This is a genomic window from Arthrobacter sp. ZGTC212 (genome assembly GCF_002929255.1).
Lineage (GTDB): Bacteria > Actinomycetota > Actinomycetes > Actinomycetales > Micrococcaceae > Arthrobacter_B > Arthrobacter_B sunyaminii.
Window position 1 is genome coordinate 1 of sequence record NZ_PJIJ01000031.1, and the last position, 692, is coordinate 692.

A 692-nucleotide genomic window follows, 5' to 3' on the forward strand; every position below is an offset into this window, starting at 1 on the left:
CGGCCAAAACCTGGCAGCTCACGTCAGAACTGCAGAACCACTCGGGTTCAACGATGTTCAAGAGCTCGTCATGACTGTGGTCCACAAAGTTTGAGGTGAACACGCCCTGGGCCTCCGAGCGGCTCACCCCGGCAAGCGGTTGGTGGTACCCGTATCCACCAAGGGGCTCATCTGCGCCCTGGCCGCACTGCACTACCTTCAGATGCTGCGCAACAGTCTTCGAAAGCAGGTGGAACGCCGTCACGTCATGGCTGGCCATGGGTTCGGACATGGCACCTACGGCACCATCAATGGAGGGTGCGAATTCGGAGGTGCTGATGTGCAGTCGCTCATGCCGCGTCCCGAACTCCCTCGCCACCAAGTCGGAATACACGAACTCGTTCCCCGAGTCGCCGCCGGCGCCGTCGAACCCGATGCTGAAGGTGGACAGCCCGTGTTGGCCCTCCTCGGCAAGCAGGGCAACAAGCAGGCTGGAATCCAGTCCCCCGGAGAGAAGCACGCCCACCGGTACGTCGGCGACCATCCGCCGTCGTACTGCTGTCTTCAGGGACTCGCGGACTGCGTCCTGCCAGTCCGCCGCGGACCAGCCCGAGTGCTCCCCGCGCCGCGTGGAGCTGGGCCTCCAGTACTCGCGGTCATGCCAGGTCCCGTCGGCCCGGATGGTCCGGATGGTGGCGGCCGGCAGCTTCTGG

1 protein-coding gene is annotated in these 692 nt (G+C 64.7%); it reads right to left on the reverse strand.

What is annotated here, in order from left to right; translation table 11 throughout:
- Positions 1-692: asparagine synthetase B (locus CXQ89_RS17700; protein ID WP_219815643.1), on the reverse strand; the 692-nt coding region annotated here is incomplete at both ends.